We start from the raw sequence: 18,794 nt of genomic DNA on the forward strand, positions 1-18,794 counted from the left end.
TCACAGCAACGCGGTCAGGGGTGCGGGGTACTGCGCGACCAGCCGCGACGGCGCCGCGCCCGGTACCCCGTCGCACCACCCATGGCGCCGGACCCGGAACCCCATCGCGCCACGCACGGCGACAACCCCACGGCGCTCTCCCTCGCCCCTCAGCCCATCAGCCCATCAGCACCGGCTCCAATAACCCCACCGGCCACGTATGCACCGGCTCCCCCTCATTCATCAGCTCCGCATAGCGCCGCGTCATCGCGGCCAGCGCCCCGTCCCGCGGCAGCCCCCGCTCCATCGCCCGATGGAACGTCGCCGCCTGCCAGGACGCCCCGTTCACCCGTCGCCGGCACCGCTCCTCGATCACGCCCAGGTAGAAGTCCCGGTCGGCGGCCTCCACCCCCCACGCGTCGAGCCCCGCCGCCGCCAGCGGCAGCAACTCGTCGCGAACCAGGGTGACCGCGTCCACCTCGGTCGTACCGCCGCCGTACCGGCCCTTCCTCGGCCACACCAGCCGCGCGTCGATGCCGTGACGGCACGCCGCGTCGAAGTTAGCCTCGGCCGCGGCGAACGGGAGCCGGGTCCACACCGGTCGCGACTCCTCCGCGAGGGCACGCACGAGGCCGTAGTAGAACGCCGCGTTGGCGATGACGTCGGTGATGGTCGGGCCGGCCGGCAGGACCCGGTTCTCGACGCGCAGGTGCGGGACGCCGTCGGCAATGCCGTACACCGGCCGGTTCCAGCGGTACACCGTGCCGTTGTGCAGGACGAGTTCGGCGAGCTTCGGCACGCCGCCCGCGTCCAGCACGGCCAGCGGGTCCTCCTCGTCGCAGATCGGCAGCAGCGCCGGGAAGAAGCGCAGGTTCTCCTCGAAGAGTTCGTACGCGGAGCTGATCCAGCGCTCACCGAACCAGGTGCGCGGCCGTACGCCCTGCGCCTGGAGTTCGGGGGGCCGGGTGTCCGTGGCCTGGAGGAACAGCGGGGGCCTGGACTCCCGCCACAGTTCACGGCCGAAGAGGAAGGGGGAGTTCGCGCCCACGGCGATCTGCGCGGCGCACGCCGCCTGCGCCGCGTTCCACACGTCGGCGAAGCGGGCCGGAGTGACCTGGAGATGCAGTTGCACGGAGGTGCAGGCGGCCTCCGGGACGATCGACTTCGACGTGCACCTGAGATGCTCGACACCCTCGATGTCGAGCACGAAGTCCTCACCCCGGGCGGCCACGATCTGGTCGTTGAGCAGGGTGTACCGGTCGACCTCGGAGAGGTTCGCGGAGACCAGGTCGTCCCGCTCCAGCGTGGGCAGAATGCCGATCATCACGATCCCGGAGTCCACCTCGCCCGCCTTGCGGTCGGCGTACGCCAGCGAGGTCCGGAGTTCTTCGTCGAGCCGGTCGAATACCCGGCCGCCGAGCCGGTGTGGAGCTATGTTCACTTCCAGATTGAACATGGCGAGTTCTGTTTGGAAATCTCGGCTCGCGATACGTTCCAGTACCTGTCCGTTCAACATTCTCGGCATGCCGTCCGCACCGGCGAGATTCAATTCGATCTCGACGCCCATGAGGTTCTTGGGGCGGTCGAACCGCTTCTCCACCAGCAGTCGCTCCAGCCCCGACAGACAGTCGCGGAGCTTTTCACGGTAGCGCTGGCGATCGGACAGGTCGAACCGGCCCGCCACGACCTTCTCCCCCATCGAAGCGTCCCTCCTCGAATGGGCGGGCCGAGGTTCCGGCCGCCGGTGGTCCCGGGTCCAGGTGGGATGATGCCCACCGGAAGCGATCGATAACGTCGCGCGCGGCACGGGTAGCCGCTAGTCTGTTGGAATGTGTCCTGCGGCACATTCACGGGGCATGGGGCATCATGCAACTTCGGGTTCCCCGATGTCCTCGTGAAAAACGCCGACGACATTCGGCCGACCGCGAGAACCCCGTATTCCGAGGTCAGCACGGTCGCGGCAGGCCGGAAATCGGGAGGATTCCGTACGTATCAACGGCCGAATTGCGCCTTGTTCTGTTCTGTGAAACGACCCGGTGAAACACCGTCTGAACAGGCGTCGTATAAACTCCGCGAACAAGGCAGAAGGCTGGCGCCCACGGTCTGGTTCCTGCCCTCTGAATGACGTGCGGCAGACAACGCCCGCACCTCTCTTCACCGAGCCGGGCCCCCGCCTCTCTGACCCCCCTGTGAGCTGACAGCGCCGTCCGCCCCTGCCCTCGCGCCGCCGCGCCTGTCGAACGAGAGGCGACCCACCATGCCGCTGCACTTCCCTCCTGCCCCCGCGCCAGCCCTGCGTTCCGTCCTCACCGCCCTCGGTTCCCCCACTGCGGTCCGCGAGGCCCGTACCCCTTCCCTGCGCACCGCCCAGGGACCCGCGACCCCCGAACTCCCTCTGCCTGTGCACGTCATGGACCGGATCACCCCGGAGGGCCTGTCCGCCACCCGGCTGGCCGGCTGGCGCTTCCTGATCCGCTGCGGCGACCGCGCGGTGGCCGCGGCCGAGACGATGCTCACCCCGGACGGCTGGGCCTTCTCGCACTTCTTCGAGGGGCCTTACATCTCCTCCACCGAACGGGCCCTGCACCAGGCCGAGGCCCTGCCACAGACCTACCAGCCACGCCTGTTGTCCCTGCCCGGCCTCTACATGCTCAACCTGTGGCTGCACGGCGACCGCACGGCGGACGGCGCCGAGGGCCATCCGGCGGCCAACGACCTGCTCGTCCCGCTCGCCCCGGCCCCGCCCGGCATCGCGGCCCACCGGCCGCACCAGGTGACCGAACTGCTCCCCGTGCTGACCCACCGGGCCACCGCGGCGCCCCTGTTGATCACACCCGCCTGAGACCGTCACCCGCCGTACCCCGTCACCTTTGAACGAGTGACGGGGTACGGTCGTATTTCCACAAGTCAATCCGTGGGACATCGGAAGCCGCTCGTACGAGCAATTAGCTGCTCCTAAGAGCCCGATAACCCTCCTCCGCCGACCTGACTAGCTCCATCCGGCCATGCGGAACCATCCGAATTGGCAGCCCGGTCGAGATGAACCGTCCGCGCGAGTGACGCGTCTCCAATCTGTGAGAAGCGGTGCGGCTAAATCCCTGCGGAACATCGCCCGGAGGGCAACACTGGTTTCCGACCGACTCATCACCACGGGGGACCGAGATGACCACGACAGAGCGAGAGACCCCACTCATGTGCCAGCACCAGCCGCCGTGCCCGACAGCAGAGTCCGCCGACCGGGAGTCCGCCCGCCTGACGGCGCACCACCCGGAGCAGGGATGGAGCCTGCTGTGCAACGGCGTCCTGCTCTTCGAGGACACCGGTGAGCTTCTGCCCGACGGCCAGATCATCGCGCCGCACCGCCCGCTCGGTGCCGGCCGCGTGGTGACCGCCGCCTGACAGACCACCGCACCACCCCGGGCGGCCCCGCCGCTCCGCCCGGTGACCAGCAGGGGCCGGACGCACACATATGGTGCGCACCGGCCCCGACGTGCGTCCAGGGGTGGTTACCCCCTGTAGCCGAGCGCTTGGCGCAGCGCGAAGTAGGCCGGTTTGGGAGCGAGTTGCTCGTCCCAGGGCAGGGCCGCGCCCTCGCCCGGGAAGAACGCCGGGATCCACGAGTACTTGTCCGTGTAGTCCCAGACCGTGATGCCCACGCAGTGCCGGACCGCCAGGCAGGCCTTGGTCAGATCGGCGTACCAGGTGGCCTGCTCGGCCAGCTTCTCGTCCGTGGCCGGCAGCTGCATCCGGACGTCCACCTCGGTGAGCGCGGTGTCCAGGCCGAGCCGGGAGAAGCGGCGGAGGTTCTCCTCCAGGGTGGCCGGATAGCCGTACTGGAGGGCGAGATGGGCCTGGAAGCCGATGCCGTTCAGCGGCACGTGCGCCGCCTTCAGCTCCTGGGCGAGCGCGTAGTAGGCGTCGCTCTTCGGGCCGGTGGCCTCGATGTTGTAGTCGTTGAGGTAGAGCCGGGCGTGCGGGTCGGCCTGGTGGGCCCAGCGCAGCGCGTCGGCGATGTAGCCGGGGCCTAGCGTCTGGTACCAGAGGGTCTCGCGGTAGCTGCCGTCCTCGTTGAAGGCCTCGTTGACGACGTCCCAGGAGTAGACCTCGCCCCGGTAGTGCCGTACCTCGGTCTGGATGTGCTTCTTCAGCACCGCCCGCAGTTCGGTGGCCGTCCACTCGCGGGAGGTGAGCCAGTCGGGCAGCTGGCTGTGCCAGACCAGGGTGTGGGCGCGCACCCGCTGGTGGTTCCTGCGGGCCGAGTTGACGATCTGGTCGCCGTTGGTCCAGTCGAAGACGCCCTGTCGGGGCTCGGTGGCGTACCACTTCATGCCGTTGCCGGGCGTGATCATGTCGAACTCGGTGCCGAGGGTCTTCGTGTAGGCGGTGTCGGTGAGTTCGGGGTTGTCGGTGGCGCTGCCGAAGTAACGGCCGTGCCGCTGGGCCAGTTCGGCGAGGGTGGGCGGCCGTCCGTGGGCCTGGGCGGCGGGGCCGGTGGCCACCCCCGCCGTCACCAGCAGGGCCGCGAGGGCACCGGCGAGTCCGAGACGTGTGCGGGACATCGTGCGACTCCGATCAAGTAGGGAGTGCGGATTCAGCCCTTGGTGGCGCCTGCGGTGAGGCCGCCGACGAGCTGGCGCTCGGCGACCGAGTAGAAGGCCAGGGCCGGGACCATGGCGAGGACCAGATAGGCGAAGACCCGGGCGTACTCGGCGGAGTACTGGCCCTGAAACTGCTGGACGCCGATGGGGATGGTCCACCAGGTGGAGTCGGTGAAGACCAGCAGCGGCAGGAAGAAGTTGTTCCAGCTGGTGACCACCGCCAGCACGGAGACCGTGCCGAGGGCGGGCCGGGCCATGGGCAGCAGGATCCGCCAGAAGAAGGCGAACGGCCCGCAGCCATCCAGGGTGGCCGCCTCCTCCAGCTCGCCCGGGATCTCCCGGAAGAAGCCGCGCAGGATGATGATGGTCATCGGCAGCCCGAACGCGGCCTGCGGGAGGATCACGCCCAGCGGGTTGTCCAGCAGGTGCATCGAGCGCAGCAGCAGGAACAACGGCAGCGCCGCCACCGCGAACGGGAACATCAGCCCCATCGTGAACACCGTGAACAGCACCTCACGGCCCCGGAACGCGAACCGCGCGAAGGAGAAGGCCGCGAGCGCCGACGCCGCGACCACCAGCACGGTCGTGCCCACCGCGATCAGCGTGCTGTTGCCGACCAGTCGCCAGAACGCGCCGGATCCGAGGATGTCGGTGTAGTTGGAGACGATCCAGGAGTCGGGCAGCCCGACCGGGTTGCGGGACAGCTCGTCGGTGGACTTGAACCCGGAGAGCACCGCGTACAGCAGGGGTACGACCATCACCGCGCCGACCACGACGAGGACCAGGTGCAGGGGCAGGTTCCGGACGGTCGTCCTACGGCCGCTCATGCGCCGTCTCCCCTCATGTTCGTGGTGGCGCCCGCGAGGTCCCGGCGGAGCACGAACCGCTGGTAGGCGAGGCCGAAGACGAGGCTGATGGCGAACATGACCACGCTGATCGCGCTGGCGTAGCCGACCTGGTAGCGCTTGAAGCCGTACTGGAACATGGTCACGGCCATGGTCTCGGAGTGGTGGTCGGGGCCGCCGGCGGTGATCACCCAGACCAGGTCGAAGAGCTGGATGGAGCCGATGACGGACAGGAAGACACTGATCCGCAGGGTCGGGGCGAGCAGCGGCAGCGTGACATGGCGGAAGCGCTGCCAGGGGTTCGCGCCGTCAACGGTCGCCGCCTCGGTCAACTCGGCCGGGATGGACTGGAGTCCGGCCAGGTAGAGCATCATGTGGAAGCCGAAGTACTTCCAGGTCATGACCAGGAAGAGGGTGGCCATCACGGTGGAGGGGTCGGAAAACCACTCCCCGCCGAGGCCGTCGAGCCCGATGGCGCCCAGCACATGGTCGGCGAGCCCCTGGTCGGGGGCGAAAATCATGCCGAACAGCACACCGGTGATCGCCTCGGACAGCACGTAGGGCGCGAAGAACAGCATCCGGTAGACGGCCCGGCCCCGGATCCTCTGGTTGAGCAGGACCGCCATGGCGAGCGCGAACGGCAGTTGCAGCGCCAGTGAGAGCAGCACCAGGAGCAGACAGCGCCAGAGGTCGCCGAGGAAGACGTCGTCCTGGAAGAGCCGGGTGAAGTTGTCGGTGCCGGTGTAGTCGGACGGCATGCCGAAGCCGCCCCAGCGGAAGAACGAGGCATAGACCGCGAACAGGATCGGCAGCAGGACGAGCACGCCGAACAGCACCAGGGCGGGCAGCTGGAAGCCCATCGCGGTGAGCCAGTGCAGCAGCCGGCGCCGCGAGCGGGTCCGGCCGGAGGACGGGGGCGGCTGGGCCGGGGCGTCCGGCCCGGACCGCATGTCGGACAGGTAGGTCGAGGTCATCGTCCGGCCTACTGCTCTTCCTTCGCGGTCTTGGTGATCGCCTGGGTGACGTCCGCGGGCGACTTGGACCCGGCGATCAGCCCTGCGACGCTGTCGTTGACCTGCTGGCCGACGGCGGGTGCGTAGGCCTGGTCGAGGTAGAGCTGGAAGCCGGTGGCGGCCTTCAACTGGGTCTGTACGAGCTTCAGGTTGGCGTCGGTCAGCGCGCTCTCCGCGGCGGGGACGACGGGCAGTACACCGGTCTTCTTCACCAGTTCGGCGTCCGTGGTCTCGGAGGCGAAGAACTTCAGGAAGTCGAGGGCCTCCTGCGGGGCGTCGGCGCGCAGCGCGTGTCCGCCACCGCCTCCGAACACCTCCGTGATGGTGCCCTCCCCGCCCTCCACGGCCGGGAACGGGAAGAAGCCGAGGTTGGCGCCGACGCCCTTGCCGGCGTCGGCCTCGACGACCGGGGCCCACTGGCCCATCAGCTCCATCGCGGCCTTGCCGTTGCCGACGGTGGCGGCCTGGCCGGTCGGGCTGGAGTAGGCGGCGCCCAGGAAGCCCTTCTGGAACGGCTCCAGGGCGACCAGGTCCTTCAGGTGCTGCCCGGCCTGCACGAACCCGTCGCCGGTGAAGTCCTTGTCGTCGTCGGCCTTCTTGAGGGCGGCGATCCCGGCGGTGCGCATCGCCAGGTACGCCCAGTAGTACATGCCGGTCCAGCTCTCCTTGCCGGCCAGCGCGAGCGGGGTGACACCGGCGGCCTTCAGCATCTTCACGGCGTCGAGGAAGGCGCTCCAGGTGGTGGGGGGTGTGCTGACGCCGGCCTTCTTGAAGAGCGCCTTGTTGTACCAGAAGCCGACCATGCCGATGTCGAACGGGACGCCGTACGTCTTGTTGTCGAGGAGGTACGGCTCCTTGGCGACCGGGAGCAGCCCTTCGGCCCAGGACTTGGTGGGGCCGGTGAGGTCCTTGACGAGCCCGGCGTCGACCTGTTGCCGGAGGACCCCGCCACCCCAGGTGTGGAAGATGTCGGGGAGCTTCCCGGAGGCGGTCAGGGCCGTCATCTTCGACTTGTATGCGTCGTTCTCCAACTGCACGATCTTTACCTTGACCTTGGGGTTCTGCGCCTCGAACTTCTTGGCGAGGGCGGCCCACACGCCCTTGGTCGGGTTGGTCGTGGAGATGTTCCACCACTCGATGGTGGTGTTTCCCCCCGACGAGCCTCCGTCCGAGTCGCCGCCGCAGCCGCTGAGGGCGGTCATGCCCAGTCCGGCGGCCGCGGTGGCCGCCAGGAATCCGCGTCGGGACAGTGCCGGGTCGCCCATGATGCGCTCCTTGGGGTACGGGACGACCGACGCCGTCCTGGTTCGGTGGTGCTCTCGGGTCGCCGTTTTCGAAACATTCGGTATTTTCACCGAACGTTCCGAACGGCGACTCTAGAAAGGCGCATCAGGAGCGTCAAGGTGTCGCGCATCAGCTCATGGGCACGTATTCGAACCAGTCGAAGGCGGCCCGGCCATCGGTGACGTACATGCCGATGACCCGGCCGGTGAACCCGCCCGCCACCTGCGTGGAGAGATACCGCCCGTCGAGTTCGGCCAGCCGAACGACACCGCCGGACGTTTCGATCGAGAGGGTCACGGCGTCGGGCCCTGCGCGGTCGCCCCCGGTCGTGCCGGTCTCGACGACGAGGGTCACCGGCCCTGGTGGCACGGGGTGCTCGGAGATCGTCTGCCGCAGCGGCCCGATCCGGGCGACCGCACGCACCGTCCCCCCGTTCACCTCCAGGTCGTAGTGGTGGGCCTCGTCGATACGGACCGAGAGACCCGCGCGCGCCGAGCCCGGGTCGAGCAGCGCGGCGGCACGGCAGTCCGGGTGCTGCTGGCGGCGGCCGACGAAGGTGTGCCCGGCCCGGTCGAGGCTGTCCCCGGTGGCCGTGAGCGTCAGCCACCCGGGCCGTTCGGACAGCGACCAGCAGCCGTCCGGCCGGCCGCGCGGGGAGATCCAGTGCGGCGCGAGGGCGGCGGCCGTGAAGTCGTCCCGCACGGGCGGCTGTTCGACCGGGTGCCAGACCGCCGGGGCCTGCTCCCGCTCCCGCACCCGCCCCATGCGCGGCCAGCCGTCCACCCACTCCACCGGAGCCAGGAAGGTCTCCCGGCCGAGGACATGGAACTCCGGGAACCAGCCGCGCGGCCGGGTGCCGAGCAGCACCGCCCACCAACTGCCGTCGGTGGCCTGCACCAGGTCGGCGTGGCCGGTGCACTGGACCGGTTCCAGGGTGCCCCGGTGGGAGACCAGCGGGTTGCCCGGCGCCGGTTCCCAGGGCCCGCGCGGCGAGCGGGCCCGCGCCACGGACACCCCGTGCCCGAGCGCGGTGCCGCCCTCCGCGACCAGCAGGTACCACCACTCCCCGACCCGGTACAGGTGCGGCGCCTCGGGGTCGCGCAGCCCGGTCCCGGACCACATCGGCAGCGGCCCCTCCAGGACCTTCCCGGTCCGGGTGTCGATCCGGGCCACCGCCACCCCCGCCACGGCACACCAGCAGTCGCCGTTCTCGTCCCAGGCGAGGTCGGGGTCGATGCCGGGGACGTCGATCCACACCGGGTCGGACCAGGGCCCCTCGGGCCGCTCGGCGGTGACCAAAAGGTTGCCCCCCGCGCTGACATTGGTCGTGACGACGTAGAAGAGCCCGTCGTGGTGCCGGATCGTCGGGGCGTACACACCGCCGGAGGCCTGCGTCCCGTCCGGCAGCGCCAACTGGCCCGGCCGGTCCAGCACGTTGCCGAGCTGCCGCCAGTGCACGAGGTCCCGGCTGTGGAAGAGCGGGACGCCGGGGAAGTACTCGAAGCTGGAACAGACCAGGTAGTAGTCCTCCCCCACCCGGCACACGCTCGGGTCGGGGTGGAAGCCGGGGATGACCGGGTTGTCGTACGTCCGCATGTGTGTGCCCCTCCGCAGCCGTCGCCGAAAGTTTCGGCGAGGTCGGCGAACATTACGAGGCGCACTGTAAGGGGCTGTCCCGGGCCCGACAAGGCGGGTGTACTACAGCTTCAGCCGGTACGGGAGCAGGCAGACCACGACGTCGGTGCGGGCCCGCAGGACGGTGGCGAGGAGCAGGCCGCGCTGGTTCTGGAGGATCTCGTAGCGGCGGTGTTTCGGCTCCACCTCGGGGATGAGGACGGCGACCTGGCGGCCGTCCTCCGCCGCCCGCTGCACGTAGTCGACGATCGGCTGCACCAGCGAGTGGTGCGGGCTGTCGACGATGTCGAGGCGCACTCCCGGGTTCCACCGCTCCCAGGCCTCCTCCAGCGCACGGGACCTGACCGGGTCGGCGTGCACCGCGACGGCGACCACCTCGTCGCCGAGGGCGAGGGCGGCGCCCAGGGCGTGCCGGGCGAGTTTGCTGACCTCGCCGATCGGCACGATCACCAGGCTGCCGGTGTGCCGGACCGGGGGCTGCGGGGTGCGGCCGAGGCCCAGTTCCTGGCCCACGGCGGTGTAGTAGCGCTGGATGCGGGCGAACAGCAGCATCAGCAGCGGCACGGCGAGCACGACCACCCAGGCACCGCCGAGGAACTTGGTGACCAGCAGGATGACCCCCGCGAGGGTGGTGAGCAGGGCGCCGGTGCCGTTGATCAGCGCCCGGCGTTTCCAGCCGTGCGGCCGCTGCGTCGCCCAGTGCCGGACCAGACCGGTCTGACTGAGGGTGAAGCCGATGAAGACGCCGATGGCGAAGAGCGGCAGCAGCCGGTGGGTGTCGGCGTCGGTGGCGATCAGCAGCAGTGCGGCCAGCAGGGCGAGAGCCAGCACGCCGTAGCGGTAGACCGGGCGTTCGGCGCGCAGGCCGAAGAGGTGGGGCAGCCGGTGGTCGCGGGCGAGCAGGCTCATCAGCACCGGCAGCCCGCCGAAGCTGGTGTTGGCGGCCAGGCCCAGGACCAGGGTGACGAGGAGATTGGTGACGTAGTAGGGCCAGCCGGTGCCGTAGGCGCCCGCGGTGAGCTGCGCGAGGACGGTCACCCCGCCGCGCGGGGCCACATGGTCGCGGTGGATGAGGATCGCCAGGCCGATCAGCATGATCCCGAGCAGCCCGCCGAGCATCAGTTCGGTGCGCTGGGCGCGCCTGACGCTGGGGGGCCGGAAAGTCGGCACGGCGTTGGCGATGGCCTCCACGCCGGTCAGGGCCGAGCAGCCGGACGAGAACGCCTTGAGGATCACCAGCGCGCCCAGCGCCTCGGTCGCGTGCACGGGCTGGTCGGTGCCGACGGCGGCGACCGGGTGCGAGCGCAGCAGGCCGAGCAGGATCACGCCGAGGATCGCCACGATGAACAGGAGGGTCGGCAGCATCAGCACCCGGGCGCTCTCGGCGATGCCCCGCAGGTTCACGGCCGCCAGCAGGGCCAGGCCGATCAGGCAGACGAGCAGCTTGTCGTGGCCCAGGGACGGGAAGGCCGAGGCGAGCGCGTCGGCGCCGGCGGCGAGGCTGACGGCGACGGTGAGCACGTAGTCGACGACCAGGCTGGCGGCGGCGAGCAGGCTCGCGGTGCCGCCGAGATCCGTCTTGGCGACGGCGTAGGCGCCACCGCCGTCCGGGTGAACGGCGATGACCTGGCCGTAGGAGACGACCAGCGCGGCGAGCAGAAAGGTGATCGCCAGGGTGATGGGCAGGGTGGCGGTGAGTGCCCCGGTGCCGGCGACCACCAGGGCCAGCACGATCGCCTCGGGACCGTACGCCACCGAGCTGAGTGCGTCCAGGGAGAGCGCGGCCAGCCCTTCCAGGCTGGTCAGACCGTGCTTGTCGCCCTCGCCCGGGCGCAGCGGAACCCTCGGTCTCAGTTCACGACGTGCCAGGCCATACGCCATCGGGACCCCATCACGGCCGGTGGGACGGTCGACAACAGTGTCCGCCGTGCCCGGCCGGCCCGCCCCGTGACGGGCCCGGACGGGCCGGCCGGCGTGAGTGAGGGATGGCCGGCCCGTCCGGGAGTCTCTAGAGGAGCCCCTCCGCCAACGGGCCGAGGGACAGCGCGGGCAGGAAGTTGAGCAGCGCCAGGATGAGCGCGGCCCCGGTGGCCAGGGCGACGAAGTTGACGCCACGGGCCTGGAGGGTGCCGACGGTGACCACACCGGGCTGCTGGCGGGCCAGTCGTCCTGCCAGGGCCAGCAGGAACACCATGGGCACATAGCGGCCGACGAGCATCGCCGCCGTCATCAGCAGGTTGTGGAAGTCGGTGGCGCCGTTGAAGCCGGCCATGGCGCTGCCGTTGCTGTTGACGTTGGAGGTGTAGGCGTACACCAGCTCCGTCAGGCCGTGCGGCCCCGGGTTGCCCATGGACGACTGCCCGTCGCCGAGCGCGACCGCGAGGGCGGCGCAGCCGAGGACGGCGGTCGGGGCGACCAGCGCGTACAGCACGACGTACCGCATCTCCGGGAACCCGATCCGCTTGCGCAGGTACTCGGGGGTCCGGCCGACCATCAGTCCGCCCACGAAGACGGCGATCAGCACCGCCATGATCAGGCCGTACAGTCCGCTGCCGGTGCCGCCGGGCGCGATCTCGCCGAGCATCATGGCCGACAGGAGCACCCCGCCGCCGAGGCTGGAGAAGCTGTCGTACGACGCGTTCGCCGCGCCGTCGGCGGAACCGGTGGCGGCGATGCCGAAGAGGGTCGAGCCGGGGACCCCGAAGCGGGTCTCGGTGCCCTCGTACGGTCCGCCGACGGCCTCGGTCACCGTGCCGGTGTGGGCGTTCTGGGCGAGGCTGCCGGCCGCCAGCAGCAGGCCGAAGAGGATGCCGACGACCGTGAGCAGCGTCCAGCTCTGCCGCAGGGAGCCGATCATGCGGCCGTAGGTGCGGACGAAGGCGGTCGGAATCAGCAGCATGAGGACGATCTCGATCGCGTTGGTGAACGCGGACGGGTCCTCGAAGGGGTGCGCGCTGTTGGCGTTGAAGATGCCACCGCCGTCGCCCGACATCAGCTTGAGCGGCTCCCAGGAGCCGACCGGGCCGCCGAGGATGGTCTGCTGTCCGCCCGCGACGGTGGTGACGGTGTGCGGGCTCACGAGGTTCTGCGGGACACCGAGGGCGATGAGGATGATCCCGGAGACGATCGACAGCGGGAGGACGACCCGGAAGATCGTACGGATCAGGTCCACCCAGAAGTTGCCCAGCCGGTCGGTGTCCCGGCGGACCAGGCCGCGGATCAGGGCCAGCGCGGCGCAGATGCCGACGGCCGCCGAGGCGAACGCCTGCACGCCCAGGCCCGCCATGACCGCGAGGTGGCCGGTGGTGGACTCGCCGGCGTAGTTCTGCCAGCTGGTGTTGGTGGTGAAGCTGACCGCGGTGTGCAGCGCGAGCCGCCAGGGCATGCCCGCGTGCCCGGTCGACCAGGGCAGCCCGCCCTGGAGGGTGAACAGGGCGAACAGGGCGGCGATGCTCACCAGGCTGAAGGCGAGGAGGGCGAACAGGTAGTGCCGCCAGTCCTGTTCGCGGTCCGGGTCGACGCCGCAGACCTTGTAGAGGGCCCGCTCGGCGCGGTGGTGCCGGCCGCCGTCGAGGGCGCGGGCCAGGTAGTCGCCGAGCGGGACGTGCAGTCCTACGACGACGGCGAGGACGAGGGTGGCCTGAAGCCAGCCGTACATGGGGTCAGGCTCCCTTCACGGGATGCGTGCGGTCGAGGGCCGCGTTCAACTGGACGACGTTCACGGCGGGTTCGCCGAGGATGCCGAGGGCCCGGCCGCTGGTGTACTTCCCGACCAGCTTGCGTACGGCCGCCTCGGTCATGCCACGTTCGCGGGCGATGCGGGGCGTCTGGAGTTCGGCGTACGCCGGGCTGATCTGTGGGTCGAGGCCGCTGCCGCTCGCGGTGACCGCGTCGGCGGGGACCTTCGGACGGGCGGTGGCGTCACCGCGGACGGGGGTGACGACGGCCGCGCCGTAGTCCTCGCCGGCCTGGGCGCACTCGACGGTCACGCCTTCGTAGGCGGCGAGGAACGGCTTGGCGGGACAGGCCTGGTTCAGGCTCACGACCCGGGTCGCCTTCCCGGTCGTACCGCCCTCGCGGAACACACCGAGGACGGCGCCGACCCCGTCCGGGGTGCAGTACGGCCGGGAGCCGTCGACGTGCTCCAGTTCACCGACCGCCTTGCTGCGGGCGCAGACCTGGGTCAGCAGGCTCTGCTTGCCGTCGGGGCCGAGGACGTCGACGGTCGACTCCGGGCCGAGGTTGCCGGCGGCGGAGGCCGAGGCGTCGTAGCCGGTACCGGCGTTGGAGGGGCGGGACTGGAAGTAGTACGGGATCGGGTCGCCCTTCTTGTCGAGGAAGGACTGGCCGATCAGGGAGGTACGGCCCTGTGCGTTGTCCCGTAGGCCGGGGACCTGCGCGATCGCGGTCATGGCCAGGGGGTAGGCGAGGCCCAGCACCACGGTGAGCACGATGACCACCCGGATCGCCGCCACATGGTGGCCGATCCAGGAGGGCATTCTGGAGACGAAGATCATGAGTCAGAGCCCCGGGATGAACTGGACGACGGCGAAGTCGATGAGCTTGATCGCGAGGAAGGGCAGCACGAGCCCGCCCACGCCGTAGATCCACAGGTTGCGGGTGAGCAGCGCGTCGGCGCTGCTGGGCCGGTAGCGGACGCCCCGCAGGGCCAGCGGGATCAGCGCGACGATGATGACCGCGTTGAAGATCACCGCGGACAGGATCGCGGAGGCCGGCGAGTGCAACCGCATGATGTTGATCGCGTCGAGGGCGGGATAGACCCCGCCGAACATCGCCGGGAGGATCGCGAAGTACTTGGCGATGTCGTTGGCGATCGAGAACGCGGTCAACGCGCCCCTGGTGATCAGGAGTTGCTTGCCGATCTCGACGATGTCGATGATCTTCGTGGGGTCGGAGTCGAGGTCGACCATGTTGCCGGCCTCCTTGGCGGCCGACGTACCCGTGTTCATCGCCACGCCGACGTCCGCCTGGGCCAGGGCCGGCGCGTCGTTGGTGCCGTCACCGGTCATCGCGACCAGCTTGCCGCCCGCCTGTTCCTTCTTGATCAGGGCGAGCTTGTCCTCGGGGGTGGCCTCGGCGAGGAAGTCGTCGACGCCCGCCTCCTCGGCGATGACCCGTGCGGTGACCGGGTTGTCGCCGGTGATCATGACCGTGCGGATGCCCATCCGGCGAAGCTCGGTGAAGCGTTCCCGCAGGCCGGGCTTGACGACGTCCTTGAGATGGACGACGCCGAGCAGCCGGGCCGGGCCGTCACCGGAGGCCTCGGCGACCGCGAGCGGGGTGCCGCCGGACGCCGAGACCTGCTCGACGCAGGCTTCCAGGGCGACCGGTACCGTGCCACCGTTCTCCGCGACCCAGGCGGCGACCGCGGTGGCCGCGCCCTTGCGCAGCCGTCGGCCGGACGGCAGGTCCACCCCGGACATCCGGGTCACTGCGGAGAAGGCGACCCACTGGGCGCCCTCGGGTTCGGTGGCCGCGATACCGAACTGCCCCTGCACGTACTCGACGATCGAGCGCCCCTCGGGCGTCTCGTCGGCCAGGCTCGACAGCAGCGCGGCCTCGGCGACGTGGCGTCCCAGCACGGAGCCGACCGGCAGCAGGGCGCTCGCCCGCCGGTTGCCGTAGGTGATGGTGCCGGTCTTGTCGAGGAGCAGTGTGTTGATGTCGCCCGCAGCCTCCACTGCGCGGCCCGACATGGCGAGCACGTTGCGCTGCACCAGCCGGTCCATGCCGGCGATGCCGATCGCGGAGAGCAGTCCGCCGATGGTGGTCAGCAGACCAGCAGGGAGACCAGGACGATACCGGTGACGCCGTCGGCGGTGAGCGCCTGGGTGTCGGGCGCGGCCGACATGAACTCCTTGGAGAAGATCGCCATCGGTTGCAGGGTGAGGACCGCGACCAGGAAGACGAAGGTCATCATCACGAGCAGCAGGTTGAGGGCCAGCTCGTTCGGGGTCTTCTGCCGGTTGGCACCCTCGACCAGGGAGATCATCCGGTCCAGGAAGGACTCGCCGGGCTCCTGGGTGATCCGCACGACGATCTGGTCGGACAGCACGCGGGTGCCGCCGGTGACGGCGGAGCGGTCGCCACCCGACTCCCGGATGACCGGTGCGGACTCGCCGGTGATCGCCGACTCGTCGATACTGGCCACGCCCTCGACGACATCGCCGTCGCCGGGCACCAGCTCCCCCGCCTCGACGACCACGAGGTCACCACGCCGCAACTGGCCCGCGCCGACGCTCTCTTCGGCGTACGGACCGTCCGCCGGGCCGGTGAGCCGGCGGCCGACGGTCTGGCGGCGCATCCCGCGCAGGGTGTCGGCCTGGGCACGGCCCCGGCTCTCGGCGACCGCCTCGGCGAGGTTGGCGAAGACGACGGTCAGCCACAGCCAGACGGTGATCAGCCAGCCGAACCCGGACGGGTGGGCGATCGCGAGCCCCGTGGTCAGGGCCGCGCCGATCTCGGTGACGAACATGACCGGGTTGCGGGCCAGGGTCGCCGGGTTCAGCTTGCGCAGGGCGGCCGGGAGGGCCCGCCACAGCTGCCGGGGGTCGAGCAGTCCGGCGCCTATCCGGCGGCCGGTCTCCACGTCGGGCGGTCGTACCGTGCCGACGGGTTTCTCGCGTACGGGTGCGGGCGCGGTCATCAGAAGCGCTCCGGCTTGATCAGGGCCACCACGAGGTAGGCCAGCAGACCGACCGCGACGATCAGCCCGACGATGTTCTCGATCGTCACAGGGACCTCTTCTTCAAAAGTTCAGGCGTGGTACGGGGACTTGGGATGGGACACCTCCGGGCGAGGACCGGGCCGTCGCTCGCCCGGAGGTGGATCGGGGGGACGGGCCGGGTTACAGCCCGACGTCCCGGCGGCGGATGTCCTCCAGGGACTCGCGGCGGACCAGCAGCCGGGCGTGGCCGTCCCGGACCGCGGTGACCGGCGGTCGGCCGACCAGGTTGTAGCCGGAAGCCATGGAGAGGTGGTAGGCACCGGCCACCGGGACCGCGAGCAGGTCTCCCGGGCGCAGGTCGGAGGGGAGTTCGACGTCGGCGGCCAGGATGTCCCCCGCCTCGCAGTGCCGCCCCACGACGGTCACCGGAGCCGGCGCCGCGCCGCTCGTGCGGCCGACGAGCCGGGGCGCGTACCGGACGCCGTACAGAGCGGGCCGCGGGTTGTCGCTCATCCCGCCGTCGACGGCGACGAACGTGTGGTCACCGGTCTTCTTGACGGCGAGGACGCGGTACACGGCGATCCCGGCCGGTCCCACGATCGCCCGGCCCGGCTCGATGATCAGGCGGGGCACCGGCAGCCCGGCGGCCGCGCACGCCTCCGTCAGCTCGGCGCGTACCTTACGGGCCAGGGCGGTGAGGTCGAGAGCCTCCTCGCCGGGCCGGTAGGCGATGCCGTGGCCGCCGCCGAGGTCCAGCTCGGGCAGCACCAGTCCGTGCTGCTCGTGCAGGCGGGCCATGAGGCCGACCATCCGGCGCACCGCGGCGAGATACGGCTTGACGCTGGTGATCTGGGAGCCCAGGTGGCAGTGCAGTCCGGTGAGTTCCAGCTGCGGCTGGTCGAGTATCCGGGCGATGGCGTGCTGCGCGTACCCGTCGGCGATGGACAGCCCGAACTTCTGGTCGTCCGTGCCGGTGCGGATCTTCTCGTGGCCGCCCGCGCTGATGCCGGGCACCACCCGCACCATCACCTTCTGGTGCCCGTCGGGCCCGACAGCGGCGGCCAGCCGGGCGATCTCCGACGGACTGTCGATCACGATCCGTCCCACGCCCAGCCGCAGCGCGGCCTCCAGGTCCCGCGGGGACTTGGCGTTGCCGTGCAGGACGATCCGCTCCGGCGGGAACCCGGCGGTGACCGCCAGTTCCAGTTCACCGGCCGAGCAGACGTCCAGGCCGAGGCCCTCCTCCTCGGTCCAGTGGACCATCGCCCGGCACAGGAACGCCTTGGCGGCGTAAAGGACTTCGGCGTCGGGGAAGGCATGGCGGTAGGTGCGGCAGCGCTCGCGGACCTCGTCCTCGTCCAGGACGTAGACGGGGGTGCCGAAGCGGTCGGCGACCTCTGCGAGCGGGACACCGCCCACGGCCAGGTCGCCGGGCCGGGGCTCGGTGGTGGAGGCGGGCCACACCGACAGATCGGCGGGCGTGGTAGTGACGACGGGTTCGTGCAGGGTGGTCATCGACCGCTCCCCTCTCAGACGATTCAGGCGGCTCGGGCGATCCGCGAGGACACGGCGACCGGCGCGAGCGGTCCTACCGGCGTCGGAGCCGGCGCGGACAGCTGGGGGTCGACCGTGACGGTGGTGACGCCGAGCGGTGCGGTCAGGGCACGCAGCGCGGGTTCGGCGAGCCGGATCCAGGCCTGGTCGGGGCCGAGCGTGGCGGCGAGTTGGCGGGCCGAGGTGAAACCGACCGCGGTTCGCTCGCCCAGGGGAGTGCGGAACAGGCGGGCCGCACATCCCGCGGGTCCCGGCCGGACAGGTACGAACAGAGGTCCGGCCGGGGAGCGATCGGAAGGTTCCGGATCGTCACCGCACAAGAGTTCTGGCATGGGATGCCTCCTGGTACAGGAAAGAGCTGGTGCCCCGGAAGCGGGGAGGCCGACCGGGGCTCGCCCAAGAAGCTATGCCCGCCCCCGGCGGTCCTCCGATGGCTCATGACGGGACGCTGACGGTGATCGCGTCGACGTTGACGGGACGCTGACGGAGGGGCCGTCGATGCTGGTCGCGGGCGTCAGAGGCGTGCCAAGAAGCGGCTGCGGGGCTGGCCCGCGCCCGGCTCCGGGGAGTGTCATGGAGGCGGTCCGTCCCCGGGACACGCCCGGGGTCCGCTGCTGAAGTACGGTGGATAGATGTCCGGTTACGACACCTGCACATCCGGTCGGGTCGTTGTCGGTGTGAGCGGTTCGCTGGGCAGCGTCACGGCCCTGCGCCGCGCGGCGGCGGAGGCCCGGCGGCGCGAAGCCGAGCTGTGGCCGGTGCTGGCCTGGGAGCCGCCCGGCGGTGAGCTGGCGGCGCGCCGCTCCCCCACCCCGCCGGCGCTGGTCGAGGAGTGGCAGCGGCTGGCCCGGGAGCGGCTGCTGGTCGTACTCTGCGAGGTCTTCGGCGAGGCGGCGCCGGCCGGCGTCCCGCTGCACGGTCTCGTCGTCCGCGCCACCCCCGGCCTGGCCCTGGTGGAGACGGCGGACCGGGACGACGACATCCTGGTCGTCGGCGCGGGCCGGCGCGGCTGGCACCGCGCGTTCTCGGGCCGCGTCACCCGCTACTGCCTGACCCACGCGCACTGCCCGGTCCTCGCGATACCGCCGTCCCCGCTGGAAGACGCGCTGACGTCGGCGCACCGCCGCAACAGCTGGCATCTTCCCCTGAACGTACGGCAGTTGTCGTCCTGATACGTGAGGACGTCAGCGGGGCGGAC

General features: G+C 70.7%; 15 protein-coding genes and 1 pseudogene. 3 read left to right on the plus strand and 13 right to left on the minus strand.

From position 1 onward, the window contains the following. Positions 1-157 precede the first annotated feature (157 nt). On the minus strand, positions 158-1,678 hold the full coding sequence (locus ACWGJB_RS30035) for a glutamate--cysteine ligase (protein WP_453383187.1): 1,521 nt from the start codon (positions 1,676-1,678) through the stop codon (positions 158-160). Between the two features lie 558 nt (positions 1,679-2,236). Here ACWGJB_RS30035 and ACWGJB_RS30040 point away from each other — a divergent pair. Further along, complete coding sequence (locus ACWGJB_RS30040) at positions 2,237-2,821, plus strand: hypothetical protein (protein ID WP_453383188.1); 585 nt, start codon at positions 2,237-2,239, stop codon at positions 2,819-2,821. 350 nt (positions 2,822-3,171) lie between these two features. Beyond that, entirely contained in the window at positions 3,172-3,378 is a 207-nt protein-coding gene (locus tag ACWGJB_RS30045; protein WP_089105610.1) for a DUF5999 family protein, read from the plus strand. Positions 3,379-3,485: 107 nt separating this feature from the next. Here the strand turns inward: ACWGJB_RS30045 and ACWGJB_RS30050 are convergent, their stop codons facing one another. From ACWGJB_RS30050 to ACWGJB_RS30105, 12 genes and pseudogenes are all read right to left on the minus strand, one after another. Beyond that, positions 3,486-4,538 (minus strand): endo-1,4-beta-xylanase, encoded by a 1,053-nt coding sequence (locus ACWGJB_RS30050; protein ID WP_453383189.1) that lies wholly within the window; start codon positions 4,536-4,538, stop codon positions 3,486-3,488. Positions 4,539-4,570: 32 nt separating this feature from the next. Then, on the minus strand, positions 4,571-5,404 hold the full coding sequence (locus ACWGJB_RS30055) for a carbohydrate ABC transporter permease (protein ID WP_453383190.1): 834 nt from the start codon (positions 5,402-5,404) through the stop codon (positions 4,571-4,573). Continuing rightward, the gene (locus tag ACWGJB_RS30060) at positions 5,401-6,396 is read right to left on the minus strand and encodes a carbohydrate ABC transporter permease (RefSeq protein WP_453383191.1); all 996 of its coding nucleotides are present in this window, start codon (positions 6,394-6,396) and stop codon (positions 5,401-5,403) included. The genes ACWGJB_RS30055 and ACWGJB_RS30060 overlap by 4 nt, the downstream gene beginning before the upstream one ends. Positions 6,397-6,404: 8 nt before the next feature. Next, positions 6,405-7,700, minus strand: a complete 1,296-nt coding sequence (locus ACWGJB_RS30065) for an extracellular solute-binding protein (RefSeq protein ID WP_453383192.1) — start codon at positions 7,698-7,700, stop codon at positions 6,405-6,407. Between the two features lie 148 nt (positions 7,701-7,848). After that, a complete protein-coding gene (locus ACWGJB_RS30070; RefSeq protein ID WP_453383193.1) occupies positions 7,849-9,315 on the minus strand; it encodes a glycoside hydrolase family 43 protein in 1,467 nt (488 codons plus the stop codon). A gap of 102 nt (positions 9,316-9,417) precedes the next feature. Then, on the minus strand, positions 9,418-11,235 hold the full coding sequence (locus ACWGJB_RS30075; RefSeq protein WP_453383194.1) for an amino acid permease: 1,818 nt from the start codon (positions 11,233-11,235) through the stop codon (positions 9,418-9,420). A 127-nt stretch (positions 11,236-11,362) separates the two neighbouring features. Continuing rightward, the gene (kdpA, locus tag ACWGJB_RS30080; RefSeq protein WP_453383195.1) at positions 11,363-13,012 is read right to left on the minus strand and encodes a potassium-transporting ATPase subunit KdpA; all 1,650 of its coding nucleotides are present in this window, start codon (positions 13,010-13,012) and stop codon (positions 11,363-11,365) included. Positions 13,013-13,016: 4 nt separating this feature from the next. Continuing rightward, positions 13,017-13,853 (minus strand): potassium-transporting ATPase subunit C, encoded by an 837-nt coding sequence (locus ACWGJB_RS30085; protein ID WP_453383196.1) that lies wholly within the window; start codon positions 13,851-13,853, stop codon positions 13,017-13,019. Between the two features lie 21 nt (positions 13,854-13,874). Continuing rightward, positions 13,875-16,021 (minus strand): annotated as a pseudogene (kdpB, locus tag ACWGJB_RS30090) (potassium-transporting ATPase subunit KdpB). Further along, a complete protein-coding gene (gene kdpF, locus ACWGJB_RS30095; RefSeq protein ID WP_360493140.1) occupies positions 16,021-16,110 on the minus strand; it encodes a K(+)-transporting ATPase subunit F in 90 nt (29 codons plus the stop codon). The pseudogene kdpB and the gene kdpF overlap by 1 nt, the downstream one beginning before the upstream one ends. A 112-nt stretch (positions 16,111-16,222) precedes the next feature. Then, positions 16,223-17,557 carry a diaminopimelate decarboxylase gene (lysA, locus tag ACWGJB_RS30100; protein WP_453383197.1) on the minus strand — a complete coding sequence of 445 codons (1,335 nt, stop codon included), beginning with the start codon at positions 17,555-17,557 and terminating at the stop codon, positions 16,223-16,225. Between the two features lie 23 nt (positions 17,558-17,580). Continuing rightward, complete coding sequence (locus ACWGJB_RS30105) at positions 17,581-17,928, minus strand: SAV_915 family protein (protein ID WP_453383198.1); 348 nt, start codon at positions 17,926-17,928, stop codon at positions 17,581-17,583. A 300-nt stretch (positions 17,929-18,228) separates the two neighbouring features. Between ACWGJB_RS30105 and ACWGJB_RS30110 the strand changes: the two genes are divergently transcribed. Then, on the plus strand, positions 18,229-18,768 hold the full coding sequence (locus tag ACWGJB_RS30110) for a universal stress protein (protein ID WP_453383199.1): 540 nt from the start codon (positions 18,229-18,231) through the stop codon (positions 18,766-18,768). Positions 18,769-18,794 lie beyond the last annotated feature (26 nt).

The organism is Streptomyces sp. NPDC054813, from assembly GCF_053611365.1.

Excerpts from the sequence above, each read along its gene's own strand:
- ACWGJB_RS30035 (WP_453383187.1), bottom strand. The coding sequence starts at position 1,678 with ATGGGGGAGAAGGTCGTGGCGGGCCGGTTCGACCTGTCCGATCGCCAG.
- ACWGJB_RS30040 (WP_453383188.1), top strand. The coding sequence starts at position 2,237 with ATGCCGCTGCACTTCCCTCCTGCCCCCGCGCCAGCCCTGCGTTCCGTC.
- ACWGJB_RS30045 (WP_089105610.1), top strand. The coding sequence starts at position 3,172 with ATGTGCCAGCACCAGCCGCCGTGCCCGACAGCAGAGTCCGCCGACCGG.
- ACWGJB_RS30050 (WP_453383189.1), bottom strand. The coding sequence starts at position 4,538 with ATGTCCCGCACACGTCTCGGACTCGCCGGTGCCCTCGCGGCCCTGCTG.
- ACWGJB_RS30055 (WP_453383190.1), bottom strand. The coding sequence starts at position 5,404 with ATGAGCGGCCGTAGGACGACCGTCCGGAACCTGCCCCTGCACCTGGTC.
- ACWGJB_RS30060 (WP_453383191.1), bottom strand. The coding sequence starts at position 6,396 with ATGACCTCGACCTACCTGTCCGACATGCGGTCCGGGCCGGACGCCCCG.
- ACWGJB_RS30065 (WP_453383192.1), bottom strand. The coding sequence starts at position 7,700 with ATGGGCGACCCGGCACTGTCCCGACGCGGATTCCTGGCGGCCACCGCG.
- ACWGJB_RS30070 (WP_453383193.1), bottom strand. The coding sequence starts at position 9,315 with ATGCGGACGTACGACAACCCGGTCATCCCCGGCTTCCACCCCGACCCG.
- ACWGJB_RS30075 (WP_453383194.1), bottom strand. The coding sequence starts at position 11,235 with ATGGCGTATGGCCTGGCACGTCGTGAACTGAGACCGAGGGTTCCGCTG.
- kdpA (WP_453383195.1), bottom strand. The coding sequence starts at position 13,012 with ATGTACGGCTGGCTTCAGGCCACCCTCGTCCTCGCCGTCGTCGTAGGA.
- ACWGJB_RS30085 (WP_453383196.1), bottom strand. The coding sequence starts at position 13,853 with ATGCCCTCCTGGATCGGCCACCATGTGGCGGCGATCCGGGTGGTCATC.
- lysA (WP_453383197.1), bottom strand. The coding sequence starts at position 17,557 with ATGACCACCCTGCACGAACCCGTCGTCACTACCACGCCCGCCGATCTG.
- ACWGJB_RS30105 (WP_453383198.1), bottom strand. The coding sequence starts at position 17,928 with ATGCCAGAACTCTTGTGCGGTGACGATCCGGAACCTTCCGATCGCTCC.
- ACWGJB_RS30110 (WP_453383199.1), top strand. The coding sequence starts at position 18,229 with ATGTCCGGTTACGACACCTGCACATCCGGTCGGGTCGTTGTCGGTGTG.